Genomic DNA, 17,152 nt, shown 5'->3' with positions numbered 1-17,152 from the left:
CTCAGTGGACATCGGAGCCCTCCATCGCGCTCTCGTCGTTGTTCTTCGTGCTCGTGCCGTCCGGGGACCGGAGCGCCAGCTCCATCACGGCGTCCTGGGTGGCCTCCGCGGCCGGCAGCTCACCGGCCAGCCGGCCCTGTGACATCACCAGCACCCGGTCGCTCATGCCGAGCACCTCGGGCAGATCGCTGGAGATCATCAGCACCGCCCGGCCGGACGCCGTCAGCTCGTTGATGAGCTGGTAGATCTCGACCTTGGCGCCGACGTCGATACCGCGCGTCGGCTCGTCGAGGATCAGCACCCTGGTGTCCGCCAGCAGCCATTTGCCGATGACGATCTTCTGCTGGTTGCCGCCGGAGAGGGTGCGGGCACTCTGCCCCAGCCCGCTCATCCGGACCTTCAACTGCTCGGCGACGGTGGCCGCTTCGCGCCGCTGCGCGCCGCGGTCGACCAGTCCGCCGCGGGTGTCGCGGTCGAGCCGGGCGAGGGTCAGGTTGTCCTGGAGAGAGGCGTCCAGGACCAGGCCCTGGCCCTTGCGGTCCTCCGGTACGAGACCGAGCCCGGCACGCATGGCGGCGCGGACATCGCCGCGGGCCAGTTCCTTGCCGTCGATCTCGACCGTGCCGGCGTCATAGCGGTCGACGCCGAAGACCGCCCGGACCACCTCGGTGCGGCCCGCGCCGACCAGCCCGGCGAGGCCCACGACCTCGCCCGCCCGCACCTCGAAGTCGATGCCCTCGAAGACCGGCCCGGCCACCGTGCCGTTGCGGGTCAGGCCACGGACGCGCAGCAGGGGCGCGCCCGGTGCCCCGGGCCGCTGGCGCGGGTACTGCTCGGCGATGTCGCGGCCCACCATGAGGCGGATCAGCTCGTCCTCGTCCGCCGAGGCCGGCACCTCCTCGACGGAGCGGCCGTCGCGCAGGACCGTGACCCGGTCGCCGAGCGCGCCGATCTCCTCCAGGTGGTGGGTGATGAAGATGACGCCCACCCCGGACTCCCGCAGCTCGCGGACGATCCCGAAGAGGGTCTCGACCTCCTCGGAGGTCAGGACCGCGGTCGGCTCGTCCATGATCAGGACGCGCGCGTCCAGGCTGAGCGCCTTGGCGATCTCGACCATCTGGAGGCGGGCGATGCCCAGTTCGGCGACCGGGGTGTCCGGGGAGACGTCGAGGCGTACGCGCCGCAGCAGCTCGGCGGCCCGTGCCCGCATCGTCTTGCGGTCGACCAGGCCGAGCGCGGTGCGCGGCTGGCGGCCCAGGAAGATGTTCTCGGCGACGGTCAGTCCGGGGACGAGGTTGAACTCCTGGTAGATGGTGGCGATGCCGAGCCGCTCGGCGTCCTGCGCCGAACGGATGGTGACCTCGTCGCCGTCCACGAGGATGCGGCCCCCGTCGGGGCGGTGGGCGCCGGAGAGCATCTTGATGAGGGTGCTCTTGCCCGCACCGTTCTCGCCGAGCAGGACGTGCACCTCGCCGGTGCGCAGGGTCAGGTCCACACCGTCCAGGGCGCGGACGCCCGGGAACGACTTCGTCACCCCCTCCACGCGCAGCAGTTCGCGGCCGCCCGGTTCGTCGTCGTTGACGCCGGTCATGCGCTGCCCCTCTCTCTTCCTCGGTGGTTCTGTGTGATGGCTGATTCGGGTGACGGGTCCGGGTGACGGGTCCGGGTGCCGGTGGCCTGCCCGGCGGCCTGCTCGACCGGCCTGCTCGACGGGCCTGCTCGACGGGCGTGCTCGACGGGCGTGCTCGACGGGCGTGCTCGACGGGCGTGCTCGACGGGCGTGCTCGACGGGTACCGGGCCGGGCCCCTCAGGGGGCGGGCGCCTCGCCGCAGGAGCGGCGGGTGACCAGCCGGGCCGGCAGCAGCACGGAGTCGGCGGGCCGGCCCTCGATCCGTTCCAGCAGGGTGTGGACGGCGGCCCGGCCCAGTTCACGGGTGGGCTGGGCGATGGCGGTCAGTGGCGGATCGGTGTGGGCGAACCACGGCACGTCGTCGTAGACCACCAGCGCCACATCGTCGGGCACCCGCAGTCCGCGGGCGCGGAGTTCGTCCATCGCGCCCAGCGCCATCAGGTTGTCGGTGGCCAGCACCGCGTCCGGCGGCTCGGCGAGGTCGAGGAAGTCGCTCATCACCCGCCGGCCGCCGGTGTGCTGGAGGTCGGGGGTGGCGCCGACCCGATCGTCGGGCAGGGCGATGCCGTGCCCGGCCAGCGCCGTACGGAACAGGTCGAGGCGCTCGTCGCCGGTGGGGGTGCCGGCCGGGGCGACGATGATCGCTGGGCGGCGGCGGCCGACGGCGGCGAGATGGGCGGCGAGGTCGGTGAGCGCGGCGCGGCCGTCGGCGCGTACGCAGGGGGCGTCGATACCGGGCACGGTGCGGTCCAGCAGGACCAGCGGGGTGCCGGAGGCGACGACCTCGCGGAGCATCGCCGAGCCGGTGCCGGCCGAGCTGACCAGCAGGCCGTCGATCCGGCGGTCGAGCAGGGTGCGGATGTAGTCGTCCTGCTGCGCGGGGCGCTCGCCGGCGTTGCCGATGACCAGGCTGTAGCCGAGGCTGCGGGCCTCGTCCTCGACGGCGTCGGCCAGCTCGGTGAAGAAGGGGTTGGTGAGATCGCTGATGACCAGGCCGAGGGCGCCGGTCCGTGCGGTGCGCAGCGCGCGGGCGACATTGTTGGGGCGGTAGCCCAGCTCCTGTACGGCGGCGAGCACCCGCTCACGGGTCTCGGCGACCGGGCTGTGGCCGTTGAGGACCCGGGAGACCGTGGCGACGGAGACTCCCGCCCGCTCTGCCACATCTTTGATGTTCGCCATGGCGCCGTTGCCGTTCTGTCCGTGCGCGCGCTCACCGTGTGGGAGAGCGGGTGCGCATGATCGACATGTAATCGATTTCCTGAGCAATTCGTGGGGGCTACGAAATCGATTACACGGCAGGCGCGTCAAGATGCGGCGAACGTGGCCTGCGTCACACCGGAGTGGGCGGGGGGTGTGGAGGTGCGGTAGTGGAGGTGCGGTACACCCCGACCCCGGGCACTCCCCCGTTCCCCAACCCGGGCATTCCCTCGTTCCCCAACCCGGGCATTCCCCCGTTCCCGAACCCGGGCACTCCCCCGTTGACCGTCCCGCCTCGACGACGGGCACCGGCCGTGTCCGGATCCCTGGGGCCCACCCGGCACCTACCGGGCGAACTGCCCCACACACGCGACGATCGCCACCAGCAGGCCCAGCACCCCGATAACGACCTGCCACCTGTCAGGCGGGGCCCATCGGTCGCTCTCCTGCTCCGTGTTCTGATCGTCCATCGCTCCTCCTCGTCCCTCCGGACCGGCCCCGGAGGCCAGGGCCTCCGCCGGCGGACCGCGGGCGAAGTTGTGGGGAGGAACGTGGTGAAGCCCCCTGAGAATAGCCCGAGTTGACGCCCTGCAGACGCTGAACCCGTCACGGGGCCTCCCTGACCCTGCCACGGGCTGCCCCCTCGCACGGCGTCACGGATCGCGGCCCCCGCACCGTGGCGCGGGCGCGGCCCCGCACCTCGCCTCGGACGCAGGACCACATCCCGTCGCGGACGGCATACGGCAGGGGGCCGCACCCCCTCGCGGGATGCGGCCCCCTGCCCGGAATGCCGGTGCAGCCGTGCGTCAGCCGACGGTCAGCTTGACCTCGATGTTGCCGCGGGTCGCGCGGGAGTACGGGCACACCTGGTGCGCCTTCGCCACGAGGTCCTCGGCGGTGGCCGCGTCCACATCGGGAATCGCGGCGGAGATCTCGACCGTGAGGCCGAAGCCGCCGTCCGCGGTCTTGCCGATGCCGACCTTGGCGGTCACCCGGGAGCCGGAGACATCGACGTTCTCCCGGCGGGCGACGACGCTCAGCGCACCCTGGAAGCAGGCGCTGTAGCCGGCCGCGAAGAGCTGCTCGGGGTTGGTGCCGGCGCCGCTGCCGCCCTGCTCCTTGGGCGGGTTGACGATCACGTCGAGCTTGCCGTCATCGCTGGCGACGCGGCCGTCACGGCCGTTCTCCGCGGTGGCGACGGCGGTGTAGACGACGTCGACGGTCTGGATGGACATACCCAATCCTCCTGTGGTTCGCCGCGACTCGCGCCCACGGATCGCGACGGCTGCCGCGAGCCTAATCCCTTGTCAAGGACGGCTTCCAGTACGAGTTCCCCGGCAGGGCCCTGCCGGGCCGCCCACCGCGGCCCCCGGCAAGGGCCACCGCCCGGCCGGAACGGCCACCGTACGACCGCAAAGCGCCGCCCGGCCGCAAGGACCGCCGTCAGCCGTCAGCTGTCAGCTGTCCAGGCTCACGATCATCTTCCCGGTGTTCTCACCGCGCAGCAGGCCCAGGAACGCCTCGACGCCGTTCTCGATACCGGCCACCTTGGTCTCGCTGTACTTCAGCTCGCCGGAGCGGATCCAGGCGGAGGCCTCCTCGACGAACTGCGGCTGCAGCGCGGTGTGATCCCTGACCAGCAGGCCCTGCAGACGCAGCCGCTTGCCGATCACCATCGCGAGGTTGCGCGGGGCGGGGCTCGGCTCCGTGGCGTTGTACACCGAGATCATGCCGCAGATGGCGGCACGGCCATGGACGTTGAGGGAGCTGATGGCCGCTTCGAGGTGGTCGCCGCCGACGTTGTCGAAGTAGACGTCGATGCCGTCCGGTGCGGCCTCCTTGAGCTGCTGGGCGACAGCGCCGTGCTTGTAGTTGAAGGCGGCGTCGAAGCCGTACTCCTCGACCAGGAGCTTGACCTTCTCGTCGGAGCCCGCGGAGCCGATGACCCGGGAGGCGCCCTTGAGCTTGGCGATCTGGCCGACCTCACTGCCCACCGCGCCGGCCGCACCGGACACGAAGACCGCCTCGCCCTCCTTGAAGGACGCGACCTCCAGCAGACCCGCATACGCGGTCAGGCCCGGCATGCCCAGCACACCGAGGTAGGCGGTGAGCGGAGCCAGCGACGGGTCGATCTTCGCGGCGCCCTTGGCATCCAGGACCGCGTACTCACGCCAGCCGAGGCCGTGCAGGACATGGTCGCCGACGGCGAGGGAAGCGTCGCGCGAGGCGATGACCTCGCCGACCGCGCCGCCGTCCATCGGCTGGTCGAGCTGGAAGGGCGGGGTGTAGGACTTCACATCGTTCATCCGGCCGCGCATGTACGGGTCGACGGAGAAGTGCTGCGTACGGACGAGGATCTGGCCCTCGCCGACCTCGGGCACCGCGGCCTCACGCAGCGCGAAGTCCTCCGGGGTGGGCCAGCCGTGGGGGCGGGCGACGAGGTGCCATTCGCGGCCGGTCGTGGGCAGTGCGGACATAAGCACGATCCTCCAAAAGCTTCAGGTACTGAAACAACCATGCTCCTCGATATTTCATGTTGTCAAGTAAATGGGTATCCTCCTGTGTATGACTCCCCGCGCAGACTCCTTGACCGTCGAGGTCGTCGAGCTCATCGGCACCGTCGTCGCCCGCTACCACGAGGAGTACGAGCATGCCGCGGCCGACCACTCCCTCACCGGCGCCCAGGCCAGGGTGCTGAGCCTGCTCAGCGTCGAGCCGCTGCCCATGCGCAAGATCGCCGAGCGTCTGAAGTGCGAGCCGTCGAACGTCACCGGCATCGTGGACCGTCTGGAGTCCCGCGGCCTGGTCGAGCGCCGTCCCGATCCGGCCGACCGCCGCGTCAAGCTCGCCGCCCCGACCGACGAGGGCGCACATACGGCCAAGGCGCTGCGTACGTCGCTCCACTTCGCCCGGGAACCGCTCGGCCACCTGACGGTCGCCGAGCGGACGCTGCTGAAGGAACTGCTGCAGCGGATGCTGGGCGTCGCGCCCGGGTGAGCCGGGCGGACAGCCGTCACCAGCCCGCGCTGAACGTTGTTCACCGCCGCCTCGTCGCGCCTGCGGCCGCGCCGCTCCCGCTCTTCCGCCAGTTCGCCGGGCGCCTCATCGACGGCGGCGAGCACGGCCGACACCTGCTCGTCGGCCACGCCCGGGGAGTCCCCGGCCGGCCTGTCGCAGACCCCGGCGGCTTCCGCAAGGGCGGCGAGCACCGGCTCGTCCGAGGCCCAGCGGTGCGTCGGCCGCGAGCGTCAGCGACAGATCGCCCCGCTCCACGGCCCGCACGGACGCCACGTCCATGGCAACGATCAGCAGAGCCCGGAGGGGGTGGTCATGGGCGATCAGCCCTCGGCTCCGGGCACCGCCCCGGACGCCGCCCCGGACGCGGCCCGGATCTGCTGCGCGAAGCCGGCCACCGTGAACCCGGGGGCGACACCGTCGACAAAGATCAGGTCACTGACGGCGTTGTTGGCGCGAAGGGGCAAGATCTTCTGGTACTCGGGCGAGTGGTACCAGTTCTGCGCGTCGGCCATGCCGGGGAACTCCAGGAGGACCGCCAGGCCCGGCCACGCCCCCTCGACGACCTGCGCCTCGCCCTGCGCCAGCCACTTGCCGCCGTACGCCTTGACGGTGTCCTCCACCTGCTCCAGATACGCCAGGCCCGCTTCGTTCGGGACACCGCCCGGTATACGCAGGTGATTGATCAAATAGGCGCTCATCTCAAACCCTCCAGCGTATCGCGGCAAGTACCGAGAGGCACTTCACAGTTGCCGCCTGCCGCCCCGCCGCGGGGGACACGGCGACACCCGCGGAACTGGACCGCTCCGCGACGGAACCACCCATCGGGTGAGGCGAATTCAGCGGTTTCGCCCGTTTCCACCCCAGTGTAGGGCTCCCTCCGCTTCACCGCGGGGGACCGGGACGGGGAGGCGAGGCGGGCGAAGTGGGCGAGGCGGCCGAAGTGGGCGAGGCGAGGTCCCCCGAGTTCGGCGCGTGGCACTCGATGCCCAGCGACTCACTGCCGACGGGCAGGCGGGCAGACGGGCCAACGGGCACGCGGGCCGACGGGCCGGGTCGTACGGACCGCCACCCGCCGCGGCGTTGGCGGCTTCCCGAGGGGCGGCCACCCGGTGCCCGGCCACCCTGCGGACGGATGCCATCAACGGGCAGCGCTCCGCCGGGGTGCGGGCGTACCGGCCGCCCCCTCCCCCGCCGGTACGCCCGCACCCTGCTGCGCGATCACTCCGATCGCCCCGCCGGCCTGCGGCTCCCCCTCAACTCCCGTTGTCCGCAGACCCCGCAGCAGTGTCAGCGCCGGCACCGCGGCGCAGACCATGACGCCCGCGGCACCCAGCACCGCCGTCTGCAGTCCGCCGGCGAAGGCGGCCCGTGCCGCAGCCAGCAGCGCCTCGCCCCAACGCCTCGGCACCTCTGCACCTCAACTCCTCTGCGCCGCTCCGCCTCCACGCCACTACGCCCCCACGCCGATTCCGTGCCCTCCCGCCCCGGCGGCGCCCCTCCCGGCTCCCCGGCACCCCCGGGACCCAGCCCCCGGCCCCCAGCCCCCGGCCCCCAGCCCCCGGGAGCGCACGCCATCCACGAGCATGTCCCTCATGAACGGCACCCCTGACAATGACCCGCCCGCCGGCCCCGGCACCCCCTCGGGCCTGCCGGGACCGGTCGCCTTCCAGCTCGTCCTGCTGCGCCGGATGGCCGACCACCACCCCGGCCTGGTCGAGGACGCCCTGCGCACCCTGCGGGTCTCCCGCGCCGATCTGCGCGAGGCCAACCGTCGCTGGCAGGCACGGATGCACGTCCCGCGGGCGAGCGGCGGCGTCCGGCCGTATCGTGCGCTGCTCGGCACCCCCGAAACCGTCACCACCCGCCGCATCGGCGACCTGACCTGCGAGGCCCTGTCCTGGCCCGTTCCGCTCTGGCCCGATCTGCGGTTCGAGGTCCTCACCGGCACCCGGGGCGCCGTCTGGAACGCCTGGCTCGTCCGGGCACCCGGCGCCACCGCCCCTGACCTGCGGACGACCGAGGATCTGGCGCCCTGGTCCTGCACGGTCGACGAGGTCGCCCAGGCCTTCGCACCGGCCCGCCCGATGGAGGGCAGCGCACCCAACCGCTGGCGGCTGTCCTGCACCGCCCCCGGCCCCGACGGCACGCCCCGGGACATCGTCCCCGAGTTCACCTGGGGGCTGTACCAGCGGCTGACCGGACCGGCCCCCGCCGCACCGGCAGACCACCGCGACATCACTCCTTCGCCCTAACCGCCCCTTCCCCGTCCCCCGACCGGACCTTCCCAGCAGGCGGCCCGCCGCGCACGACCGGAGGATGGCGCACGAGCGGTCCCTGTGAACAGGCCGCACGAACGCTCCGTCCATACCGGCCCAACGGGGAGGAATCACCCATGACCATCAGCCTCGCCCAATTGCGGCGGTGCTCGGCCGCCGTCGACCTCGGAGCGGCCCGGACCAGGGTGTATGTGAAGAACCAGGGGCTGGTCGTCGATGAGCCGACCGTCGCCGCCATCAACACCCGCACCGGGGCGCTGCTGGCCGTCGGCGCCCAGGCCGAGGTGATGGACGGCCGCACCCCCGACTACATCCGTGTGGTACGCCCGGTCTCCGGCGGCACCATCGTCGACATCGACATGGCCCAGCGGCTGCTGCGCACCCTGGTCGGCGACAAGCTGCGCAAGACCTGGCGGCGTCGGCCGACGATGCGGGCCGCGGTCTGCCTCCCGTACGGCAGCGAGCCGCTGGCGCAGCGGGCAGCCGTGGAGACGCTCACCGGGCTGGGGGCGCGGCGGGTGGAACTGGTCGACACCCTGGTCGCCGCCGCGGTGGGCTCCGGACTGCCGGTCGAGCAGCCCGAGGCGACCATGATCGTGGTGTGCGGCGCGGGAACCACGCAGGTCGCGGTGCTCTCCCTCGGGTCCATCGTGGCCGCGGAGACCGTGCCGGTGGGCGGCAACGCCATTGACCACGCGGTGGTCCAGCATCTGCGGCTGCACCACGAGCTGATGCTGGCGGGGCAGGCGGTACGGCCGCTGCAGCTGATCCTCTCCGGCGGCGACGGTCTCACCCCGGGCTCCACCGAGGTGCACGGCCGGGACGTGGTCAGCGGGATGGCGCGCTCCGTCCACGTCGACACCGAGCGGGTACGGGATGCCATCACCACTCCGCTGACCGCGATCCTCGACGGCATCGGGGCGGTGCTGCGGCGCTGCCCCCCGGATCTGGTGGCCGACCTCGGGGAGCGGGGCATCGTGCTCGCGGGCGGCAGCGCGCTGATCCCCGGACTGGAGCCGATGATCCATCAGGCCACGACCATGCCGGTGCACACCGCGGACCGCCCCGACACCTGTGCGGTCATGGGGCTCGGCGCCATGATCGAGGGCAAGGTGCAACCCCTGCACCTCGATCCGATGGCCCCGTAACGACGCCGCGCCCGGCCGGCCTCGTCAGCCGGGCCGCGGGGCTGCCGGACCCCGGACCGCCGCACCGCCGCACCGCCGCACCGCCGCACCGCCGGGCTACCGGACCGCCGCACCGCCGGGCTGCCAGACCGCCGCACCGCCCGGCACCACGGACTCCGCACGCACGTGACGGGCCGGCGTCCGCGACTGCCGCGGGCCTTACAGACCCGGACGTGACGGGCCAGGCGCTCACGACCGCCGCGAGCCCTACAGACTCCGGGCGTTCCAGGCGACCACGGCGGGGCGCTCGTGCTCGGTCCCCAGGACGCAGACCGCCCCGGTCTCGAACGTGAACAGCCCGCCCGCGGCGGCCGGCAGCCCGAGTCGGCGGGCGGCCAGCACCCGCAGGAAGTGCGCATGCGCCACCAGCGCCACATCTCCCTCATCGGCGGCGAGCTGTGCCGTGATCCGCGCCAGCACCCGGTCGGCACGGGCCCCGACCTGCTCCGGCGACTCCCCGGGATGTCCCTCGGGCCCCTCGGTCACGCCGTCGGAGAACAGATACCAGCCGGGCCGGCTGCGGTGGATCTCGGCGGTGGTGATGCCCTCGTAACCGCCGTAGTCCCATTCCCGCAGGTCGGCGTCGGTCTGCGGGCGGTCCAGGCCCGCCAGCTCGGCGGTGCGCAGCGCCCGCTTCATCGGGCTGGCATACACCGGCCCGATCTTCCGGTCCGACAGCAGCGGCCGCAGTGCGCGGGCCTGCTCCTCACCGCACGCGGTCAGCGGCAGATCGGTCCAGCTGGTGTGCCGGCCGTCCCGACTCCACTCGGTCTCGCCGTGCCGGACCAGAAGGAGGTCGCTCACGAGCCCTGCGCCTGCTGTCCCTGCTCCGCCTGCGCCTGCTCGCTCTGCTGGGCCTCGGTGACCGATGCGCGGACCTCGTCCATGTCCAGCGCACGGGCCTGGCCGATGACGTCCTCCAGGGCCTCCTCGGGCAGCGCGCCCGGCTGGGCGAAGACCGCGATGTTCTCCCGCACGATCATCACCGTCGGGATGGACTGGATCTGGAGGGCCTGCGCCAGCTCGGGCTGCGCCTCCGTGTCGACCTTGGCGAACACCAGGTCGTCGTGCGTCTCGGACGACCGCTCGAAGACGGGGCCGAACTGCTTGCACGGACCGCACCACTCGGCCCAGAAGTCGATGAGGACGAAATCGTTGCCGGAGACGATTTCGTCGAAGTTTTCCTTGGTGAGCTCGATGGTGCTCATGCGTGTTTCCCTGCTTCCGGTCGGTCGACGATTGCCAGTCGGTCTCCGGCTGCGGTAACGGGCACAACCCGTGACGTATTCCGCACGCCGGACCGTCCCGCACCCCTGCCCACCCCTCGCATTCCTAGACATGGCAATTCACGTGGGGAACCCCACGTCCGACGTGGGATACGCCACGCCGCCCGCCCGCCTCCGCCGCGGCGCCGAGAGCGCTCCCCCGCGCTCCTGGCCCCACCCCCTCCCGGGGCACTGCTGGGAGCGCCCCGGGGCACTACGGGGAGGCCGCGCAGCGACGCTCCCCGCAGTGCACCGCGCCACCAGCTAGCTCTTCGCCTTGGCGTAATCGGTCGCCATACCGCCCGCGAAGTCGTACAGAACGACCTGTTCGTCCCCCACGACCCAGGCATCGTGACCGGGCGGAAGGACGAAGACGTCGCCGGCGCCCACCTCGGACTCCGCGCCGTCATTCATCCTGATACGCATACGGCCTTGGACCATGAAGCAGTTGTGGTGGACCTCGCAGCTCTCGGTTCCGGCGATCGGCCCCACCGACTCCGTCCAGTGCCAGCCGGGCTCGAAGGTGGCCACGGCAAAGTCCAGTCCGGTGAGGTGCAGGGCTTCGAGGTGACCCCGGGGAAAGTCGCGCCGTTCATCCGGCTTGTCGACCGTCTTGACTTCCATCATGAGAGCTTCCTCTCTCCCTCCCCCTCCCCCTGGTCATCCGTTCTCCCTCCCCCTCCCCCCTGGTCATCCGTGCATCACCCCCTGGTCCTTCCATGGTGCGCCGCACCGGAGTACCCGGCCACCGCGTCGCGGGAAAAACGCTCCCTCGCGGGCACCCGGCCGGAATGCCGCCGGGACGTCGCCGGGGAGGTGCCGTGGCACGCAGTCGCCTCCCCCGACGGTTAGCATCCCGAAAGGACCGCCAAGAACGGAGCATTCTTCTGTGCGTCATCTGCGCGTAGGCGTCGCCATCCTGACCATGGGAAACCGTCCCGCCGAACTGCAGGCACTGCTGGATTCGGTCGCCAAGCAGGACCTCCCGCCGGCGCACATCGTGGTCATCGGAAACGGCTCGCCGCTCCCCCCTCTCCCGCACGGCGCGAAGGGCGTCGAACTGAGCGACAACCTCGGCGTCTCCGGTGGCCGCAACGTCGCCCTGGACGAGCTGCGCAAGCTCGGGGACCTCGACCTGGTGGTCGACCTGGACGACGACGGCCTGCTGATCAGTCCGGACGTGTTCAGCCGGCTGGCGGAACTGCACACCCGCGACCCGAAGTTGGGGATCGTGAGCTTCCGTATCGCCGACGAGCTGGGCCGCACCCAGCGCCGGCACATCCCCCGCCTGCGCGTCGGCGACCCCGCACGCGGCGGTCTGGTCACCACCTTCCTCGGCGGCGGACACTCCCTGTCCGTCCCGATGCTGGACAGGATCGGCGGCTGGCCCGACGAGTTCTTCTACGCGCACGAGGAAACCGACCTGGCCTGGCGGGCCCTGGACGACGGCTGGCACATCCGCTACGCACCGGAGCTGGTGCTCCAGCACCCGTACACCTCGCCCACCCGGCACGCCGTCTACCACCGCATGGTCGCCAGAAACCGCGTATGGCTGGCCAAACGGCACCTCCCCGCGCTCCTGGTGCCGCTCTACCTCGGCGTCTGGGCGCTGCTGACCGCCGTCCGCAGCCGCTCGGTCGCGGGCCTGCGCGCCTGGGCCGCCGGCTTCGCGGAGGGGGTACGGACCCCGTGCGGACGGCGACGGCCGATGCGCTGGCGCACGGTATGGCGCATGACGAGACTGGGCCGCCCGCCGGTCATCTAAGGGGTCTCTCCTCAAGGGGTCTCTCCTTAAGGAGGCTCCCCTCATTCCGCTTAAGGGGTCTCCCCTCGTTCCGCCCGCAGATACGGGTCGGTCACCCCACCCGGACAGGCGAGCCGTTCACGGTCCCATCCGGCACGCCGGGCACCGGCCTGATACGCACTCTCATAGAAGCCGAGCACGGCGGCACGGGGATCGGCCGCGGCACGGGCCTCGTCGTACGGCAGCACCGCCAAATGGCTGCCGCCGCGGTCGGCCCACTGTGCCGCCGCGGGCGCGAGCGGCTCCTCGGCCAGCCCCGCGGGCTCCGGCGCGGTATAGGAGTAGAAAGCGGGCGCCGCGAAGGAATCGTCGCCGAACCAGAAGCCGAAACTGATGACCTCCCGGGAGTACGCCTCCCGCGTCACCGGGTCGACCTGTCCGGGCTGGTCGACGTGCCGGTCGGAGAACCGGGTGTGGGCGATGTCGAAGGTGTGCCAGAAGTGGTGCACCGGGCTGGCCTTCCCCGAATAGCCCGCGGCGAACTCCTCCAGCACCGACGCCACCTGACTGAGAACCTGCCAGTAGCGGGTGGCATGCCCGGCGTCGTAGGTCGCATGCTCGGTGTCCTCGGCGAACGGCCGGGCTGCGTCGGGCAGGTCGAACGGCCGGGGGATGTCGAGCTCCGCCCGGACACCCAGCGCGGCCAGCGACTCCATGACCGCGTCGTGGAAGGACGCCACGGACCGACCGACGAGCGGGAACGAGATCGTCCGGCCGTCCAGCGTCGCGACGACCATCCGGTGGCCGACGAAGTCGAAGTCCATCGTGAAGATCGGATTGCCGTCGAGCTGTCCCATCGGACGGGTGGTGGTGCCGCGCCCGGTCAGATGGAACGGCACGTTCCACCAGTGATTACGCCGCGGACTGGCGGCCAGCCGGACCTTCCCCACGATCTGAGCGAAGCGATGAAGTGTCTCTTTGGTGTCCCGCCATTCGGCGAACGGGATCGGCGGGAACAGCTCCATCGTCATCACCTGCCCTTCCCGCCCAGCGCTCCTGACGGCCGGACGGGTCCTGGACGACCATGATGACCACGCCCGGACAGGTACGGCACGTCGTCAAACCCAAGAGGCCCAACGGCATTCCCGCGGCACACCGACCGGTCATGGTGGGCGGATCCCGTAGGGGACGTATCCGAGGTGCGGCACCCGCCCTCACCCGGGAAGACTCTCCCGGTAACGCGTTTCACCTGCGACTTCACCGGAGGGCCGGACATTTCCGTCCGATCCTGCTGGACAGCTCACCGGTCTTCCTGGACCCCGCCGAGGGCTGACCGGAGCCGCCGACGAAGAGGCCCCGCCCAGACGGGGGCAGGGCGCCTTGCGTTCCCCCCGCCGGCGCTCCGTCCGAGGCCGGCGGCGCGTCTGGCTGGTGCAGTTCGAGCTACCTACTCCACCGCATACAGCAGGTTGTACTCAGCACCATCTGCCTTGAAGTGCAGGCTGCGTTCACCAGGCGTATCCGTGATCCACTGCTGCCCGAGCCTGCCATCCCCGGCTGTGCCGCCGGCCTCCCCGAGAGAGACGGCAATCGTTCCCGTGAAGTCGCAGTCGTACTTGACGGTGTACATCCGGTCTCCCAGCACCGTCCCATTCCACACAGTGCCACGATTCTGGACAACAAGCCTCGGCTCGTCGAAGCCGCTCCAGCCCTCAATCGTGACGCACTTGAGCTTCTCCAGATACAGCTTGGCCATACCGTCCCCTGTGAAGGATCCTTCTCGACACTTCACATCCTGCCGAGCCTCAATAAACGATCACTAAACGAATGGACGCGGTATGCGCCGCCGAGGCGATGCCCCGCCCGCGGAGGGCGGGGCATCGCTGTAGCCCTCGTCAGAGCAGCCAGTGCGCCCAGCGCCACCAGCACCACCAGCACCACCAGCCCCAAGGCCGACCCTGCCACTACCCTCCCGTCACGCACCACACTCGGGGAGATCACGGACGAGGGGAAGCCGGCCCTCTACGCCGCCATATGAGCGTCTGGGTAGCTCCTGCTACTCGGGCCTCCTCCCGGTGGCGCTGACTGACGCCGGTACGCCGGTGGGGCAAGTCGGCTGGGAATGCGCAGGAGACACGTGCTGGCCGAAAACGCCCCGACGTGACTCCAGCTCGCCAAGAGCTCCGTGCCAGGATCCGAAAGGGTCGAAGTGGGAGAAATGCTTGCTGTGCAAAACCACTCCAAGTGGCACGCCGTCTGGCGTCTCATGGTCACCTGCAAGGAATCGAGCGTAATCGTCCACATCAATGCATCTTCCGGCGCTGTGGAGATGAAAGAAAAGCACCGAAAACCGGCCTGACGAACAGCCGACGGGCAAGCCGGCTACTCAGATTGCAGATCTGTTCGACACGTCAAACACCGAAGCCCCGCCAACCCATGGCGGGGCTTGGCTCGCTCCACGGATGCTCACCGCGCCCTCCCGCGGGAACGCGGCCGGGCACTGCCGGCAGTACAGCGACCGCGCCCACCGCTCCCGCGGCAACGACTTCCAGAAGTCCGGAGGCGGCCCGCATGGCGACGTCGACCAGGGTCCTGCGGCTGACCGCTTCAACCGGCCCCCTGGAACAGCGGGCCCCCTAGCCATGTGGGACGGCCGCGGAGAGGGTGCGCAGGTCGTCGAAGGCTTGGAGGAGATACGCGTCCACGCTCTGTGAGGGGTCGTCGAACCAGGCTTGTCTCGCCTGGCCGAACGCTGCCATGCCAATCTGCGCGACCAAGGCTGCGCGACGGGTCGGGACCCCCCGCGCGCGCAGGGCATCAGCCGCAATGTCGCTCAACAGCGCCGCCTTGGCGAGCTGACGCTCGCGCAGCGCGGGCGTGGCGGTGATGACGTGATGCCGGTGCTCCGAGGGCTCGCGGTTGCTCTCGAGGAAGGGGACCATCGCCCGGAATGCCTGCAGCAAGGTCGCGAGCGGCGGGACGGAACCGGGAACGGCGGCGAGGGCCTCGGCCAGCGCCTCTCGCGCGGTGGTTTCAAAAGCGAACAGGACCTCGCGCTTGTCCGCAAAGTGCCGGAAGAACGTGCGCTCGTTGACGCCGGCTCGGGCGGCGATCTCAGCCGTGGTGGTCTGGCCGAACCCCCGTTCCCGGTACAACTCCAGGGCCGCCTGCTCAAGGCGGCGACGCGCTTCTACTCCGCTCCGTGGCACCCCCCGAGGATACCGCATGTGTCAGTGACCGACACTACTTGACGCCAGTTACTGGCGCTACGTAGGGTCAGTGACTGGCGCTACGTAGCGCCAGTCACTGACATCAAATGGGGGAGTAGTGATTCATGCATGTCTTTGTTACCGGTGGCTCCGGCCTGACCGGCCCCGCCGTCGTCGCTGAGCTCATCGCGGCCGGCCACACCGTCACCGGTCTGGCGCGCTCGGATACGGCTGCCGCTCGGCTGGAGTCGCTGGGCGCCACACCACACCGCGGCTCCCTGGACGACCTCGACAGCCTGCGCAGCGGTGCCGAAGCCGCCGACGGCGTCCTGCACATGGCCTACGGCGGCGACTTCTCCGACCTCGACGACATGATGAGGCGCGACCGGACGGCGATCGAGACGCTCGGCCAACCGCTGGAACACTCGGGCAAATCGTTGGTCATCACCTCGGGCACGCTGGTCATGGCCGCCGGCCGGGAGACCACCGAGAAGGACGAGCCCGACACGGCCGGGATCGCCGCCTTCCGTATCGCGGGCGAGCGAGCTTGTCTGGGCTTCGCCGCCCGGGGAGTACGCGCGAGCGTGGTCCGGCTCGCTCCTACCGTCCACGGCCCCGGGGACTACGGCTTCATCGGCATGCTCGTCGCCACCGCACGAAGGACCGGCATGTCGGCCTACGTCGGCGACGGCGGCAACCGGTGGCCTGCGGTACATCGGCTCGACGCGGCGATCCTGTTCCGCCTGGCATTGGAGAAGGCTCCCGCAGGCAGCGTGCTGCACGGGGTAGCCGAAAGCGGCGTCACCCTGAAGAGCATCGCGGAGACGATCGCCCGGGGCCTCGATCTGCCCGCGGTCTCGCTGACCCCGGACGAGGCTGCCACGCACTTCCCCAGTCCGTTCATGGCCACTGTCTACGGCTTCGATGCGCCCGTCTCCAGCTCCTGCACCCAGGAACTGCTCAGCTGGTCGCCCACCCATCCGACACTGCTCGACGACCTGGAGCACGGCGATTACTTCGCCGCGCCGGCCTCCTGACCACCTCACACCGATCCTGAGCCCCGCCGTGAGAACTGTCCGCTTTCGCGAGTACGGCGAACCGAACGACGTGCTGCTCCTGGAGCAGGTACGCATGGGTACGCGCTCCTGGAGCAGGTACGCATGGGTACGCGCTCCTGGAGCAGGTAGGCATGGGTACGTGCTCCAGGAGCAGGTACCCATGCGTCGACGACGTACTCGGCGAGTTCGCCCGGCACGCCGCGGCCGGCAGGTTCACCCTCCCCGTCGCCCGAACCTTCGGGGCGAGGCAGGGCTGCTGATCGCGGTGCCCGGTCGGATACTGCTTCGTGGCGAAGGGGCTGCCGGCGTCGTCCTCGGTGAGGATGTCGAGCTTGACCAGGCGCTTCAGATTGGCGCGGGAGCCTTCGATGTTCGTGCCGGCCGCCGAGCGGCTTCAGGGCGAGCCTGATCATTTACCCGGCTCGTCGTCCTTGCGCTTGGCATCCTCGATATCGAGACGCCGCAGCAGGAAGCCGGCGATCACTGGCATCTCTTCTGCCTCGTCGCGGGCGGCCTTCTTGTTCTGCCCGCGCACACGTAATGCCGAGTGTTGTCGATCAGCATGGG

At 70.8% G+C, this 17,152-nt stretch carries 19 protein-coding genes; 5 read left to right on the top strand and 14 right to left on the bottom strand.

Annotated elements, in window-relative coordinates:
• Position 1 precedes the first annotated feature (1 nt).
• The 5 genes from ACWGJY_RS14410 to ACWGJY_RS14390 all read right to left on the bottom strand — a co-directional run bounded on the left by ACWGJY_RS14410 (position 2) and on the right by ACWGJY_RS14390 (position 5,305).
• A complete protein-coding gene (locus tag ACWGJY_RS14410) occupies positions 2 to 1,591 on the bottom strand; it encodes a sugar ABC transporter ATP-binding protein (protein WP_453261113.1) in 1,590 nt (529 codons plus the stop codon).
• A gap of 217 nt (positions 1,592 to 1,808) precedes the next feature.
• Entirely contained in the window at positions 1,809 to 2,810 is a 1,002-nt protein-coding gene (locus ACWGJY_RS14405) for a LacI family DNA-binding transcriptional regulator (protein ID WP_453261112.1), read from the bottom strand.
• A 362-nt stretch (positions 2,811 to 3,172) separates the two neighbouring features.
• Complete coding sequence (locus ACWGJY_RS14400) at positions 3,173 to 3,298, bottom strand: hypothetical protein (protein ID WP_266105129.1); 126 nt, start codon at positions 3,296 to 3,298, stop codon at positions 3,173 to 3,175.
• A 336-nt stretch (positions 3,299 to 3,634) separates the two neighbouring features.
• Positions 3,635 to 4,063, bottom strand: a complete 429-nt coding sequence (locus ACWGJY_RS14395) for an organic hydroperoxide resistance protein (RefSeq protein ID WP_453261111.1) — start codon at positions 4,061 to 4,063, stop codon at positions 3,635 to 3,637.
• A gap of 222 nt (positions 4,064 to 4,285) precedes the next feature.
• Complete coding sequence (locus tag ACWGJY_RS14390; protein WP_453261110.1) at positions 4,286 to 5,305, bottom strand: NADP-dependent oxidoreductase; 1,020 nt, start codon at positions 5,303 to 5,305, stop codon at positions 4,286 to 4,288.
• An 88-nt stretch (positions 5,306 to 5,393) separates the two neighbouring features.
• On the opposite strand from ACWGJY_RS14390, the gene ACWGJY_RS14385 reads away from it, so the two are divergent.
• On the top strand, positions 5,394 to 5,825 hold the full coding sequence (locus ACWGJY_RS14385) for a MarR family winged helix-turn-helix transcriptional regulator (protein ID WP_453261109.1): 432 nt from the start codon (positions 5,394 to 5,396) through the stop codon (positions 5,823 to 5,825).
• Between the two features lie 341 nt (positions 5,826 to 6,166).
• On the opposite strand, the gene ACWGJY_RS14380 is transcribed toward ACWGJY_RS14385, so the two are convergent.
• A complete protein-coding gene (locus tag ACWGJY_RS14380; RefSeq protein WP_453261108.1) occupies positions 6,167 to 6,544 on the bottom strand; it encodes a DUF1330 domain-containing protein in 378 nt (125 codons plus the stop codon).
• 440 nt (positions 6,545 to 6,984) lie between these two features.
• On the bottom strand, positions 6,985 to 7,254 hold the full coding sequence (locus tag ACWGJY_RS14375) for a hypothetical protein (protein WP_453261107.1): 270 nt from the start codon (positions 7,252 to 7,254) through the stop codon (positions 6,985 to 6,987).
• A 184-nt stretch (positions 7,255 to 7,438) separates the two neighbouring features.
• Between ACWGJY_RS14375 and ACWGJY_RS14370 the strand changes: the two genes are divergently transcribed.
• Together ACWGJY_RS14370 and ACWGJY_RS14365 are read left to right on the top strand one after the other, a co-directional pair.
• On the top strand, positions 7,439 to 8,098 hold the full coding sequence (locus ACWGJY_RS14370; RefSeq protein ID WP_453261106.1) for a hypothetical protein: 660 nt from the start codon (positions 7,439 to 7,441) through the stop codon (positions 8,096 to 8,098).
• Positions 8,099 to 8,238: 140 nt separating this feature from the next.
• On the top strand, positions 8,239 to 9,270 hold the full coding sequence (locus ACWGJY_RS14365; protein WP_453261105.1) for a rod shape-determining protein: 1,032 nt from the start codon (positions 8,239 to 8,241) through the stop codon (positions 9,268 to 9,270).
• A gap of 246 nt (positions 9,271 to 9,516) precedes the next feature.
• On the opposite strand, the gene ACWGJY_RS14360 is transcribed toward ACWGJY_RS14365, so the two are convergent.
• The 3 genes from ACWGJY_RS14360 to ACWGJY_RS14350 all read right to left on the bottom strand — a co-directional run bounded on the left by ACWGJY_RS14360 (position 9,517) and on the right by ACWGJY_RS14350 (position 11,201).
• Positions 9,517 to 10,113 (bottom strand): histidine phosphatase family protein, encoded by a 597-nt coding sequence (locus ACWGJY_RS14360; RefSeq protein ID WP_453261104.1) that lies wholly within the window; start codon positions 10,111 to 10,113, stop codon positions 9,517 to 9,519.
• Positions 10,110 to 10,517 (bottom strand): thioredoxin, encoded by a 408-nt coding sequence (gene trxA, locus ACWGJY_RS14355; RefSeq protein ID WP_453261103.1) that lies wholly within the window; start codon positions 10,515 to 10,517, stop codon positions 10,110 to 10,112. Before trxA ends, ACWGJY_RS14360 begins: the two co-directional genes overlap by 4 nt.
• Before the next feature lie 321 nt (positions 10,518 to 10,838).
• Positions 10,839 to 11,201 carry a cupin domain-containing protein gene (locus tag ACWGJY_RS14350; RefSeq protein ID WP_453261102.1) on the bottom strand — a complete coding sequence of 121 codons (363 nt, stop codon included), beginning with the start codon at positions 11,199 to 11,201 and terminating at the stop codon, positions 10,839 to 10,841.
• A gap of 262 nt (positions 11,202 to 11,463) precedes the next feature.
• Here ACWGJY_RS14350 and ACWGJY_RS14345 point away from each other — a divergent pair, with 262 nt between their 5' ends.
• A complete protein-coding gene (locus ACWGJY_RS14345) occupies positions 11,464 to 12,339 on the top strand; it encodes a glycosyltransferase family 2 protein (RefSeq protein ID WP_453261101.1) in 876 nt (291 codons plus the stop codon).
• A gap of 50 nt (positions 12,340 to 12,389) precedes the next feature.
• Here the strand turns inward: ACWGJY_RS14345 and ACWGJY_RS14340 are convergent, their stop codons facing one another.
• From ACWGJY_RS14340 to ACWGJY_RS14330, 3 genes are all read right to left on the bottom strand, one after another.
• Positions 12,390 to 13,343 carry a DUF5996 family protein gene (locus ACWGJY_RS14340; RefSeq protein ID WP_453261180.1) on the bottom strand — a complete coding sequence of 318 codons (954 nt, stop codon included), beginning with the start codon at positions 13,341 to 13,343 and terminating at the stop codon, positions 12,390 to 12,392.
• Between the two features lie 422 nt (positions 13,344 to 13,765).
• Positions 13,766 to 14,074, bottom strand: a complete 309-nt coding sequence (locus ACWGJY_RS14335) for a hypothetical protein (RefSeq protein ID WP_453261100.1) — start codon at positions 14,072 to 14,074, stop codon at positions 13,766 to 13,768.
• Between the two features lie 880 nt (positions 14,075 to 14,954).
• Entirely contained in the window at positions 14,955 to 15,527 is a 573-nt protein-coding gene (locus tag ACWGJY_RS14330) for a TetR/AcrR family transcriptional regulator (RefSeq protein WP_453261099.1), read from the bottom strand.
• Positions 15,528 to 15,652: 125 nt separating this feature from the next.
• Here ACWGJY_RS14330 and ACWGJY_RS14325 point away from each other — a divergent pair, with 125 nt between their 5' ends.
• Positions 15,653 to 16,564: an SDR family oxidoreductase gene (locus tag ACWGJY_RS14325; RefSeq protein WP_453261098.1), complete on the top strand. Its 912-nt coding sequence runs from the start codon at positions 15,653 to 15,655 to the stop codon at positions 16,562 to 16,564.
• 430 nt (positions 16,565 to 16,994) lie between these two features.
• Here ACWGJY_RS14325 and ACWGJY_RS14320 read toward each other — a convergent pair whose 3' ends face one another.
• On the bottom strand, positions 16,995 to 17,120 hold the full coding sequence (locus tag ACWGJY_RS14320; RefSeq protein ID WP_453261097.1) for a hypothetical protein: 126 nt from the start codon (positions 17,118 to 17,120) through the stop codon (positions 16,995 to 16,997).
• Between the last annotated feature and the right edge of the window lie 32 nt (positions 17,121 to 17,152).

This window comes from Streptomyces sp. NPDC054765, assembly GCF_053612065.1.
Note: the sequence above shows the minus strand (reverse complement) of the source record. Positions and strands in the feature narration are given on the sequence as shown.